Annotated in this window: 1 pseudogene; it reads right to left on the reverse strand. The window is 67.1% G+C overall.

Annotated elements, in window-relative coordinates:
* Positions 1-283: pseudogene (locus tag FLQ44_RS23460) on the reverse strand (phytoene desaturase); the annotation flags it as partial.

Genomic DNA, 283 nt, shown 5'->3' on the forward strand with positions numbered 1-283 from the left:
CGAGATAGCGGTGCTCGAAGTGCTCGGGCGTCATGTGGAACTCGGCGCGGATCGAGGTTTTCAGCCCGGGCAGAATCGTCGCATCGAGCGCGTCGACGATGCGCTGCTGCAGGCGCGGGCCCTCCACCGCCCAATCGACGCCGGCCTTCAGATTGGGCACCGGCACCAGCGCGTAGAAGCTGTCGCAGCCGGCCGGGGCGAAGCTGGGGTCGGTGGCCGTGGGCCGGTGCAGGTAGATCGAGAAGTCCTCGGCCAGCACGCCCTTGTGGAAAATGTCGTCGAT

Origin of the sequence: Vogesella mureinivorans (genome assembly GCF_007644035.1) — a bacterium.
Taxonomy (GTDB): Bacteria; Pseudomonadota; Gammaproteobacteria; order Burkholderiales; family Chromobacteriaceae; genus Vogesella; species Vogesella mureinivorans.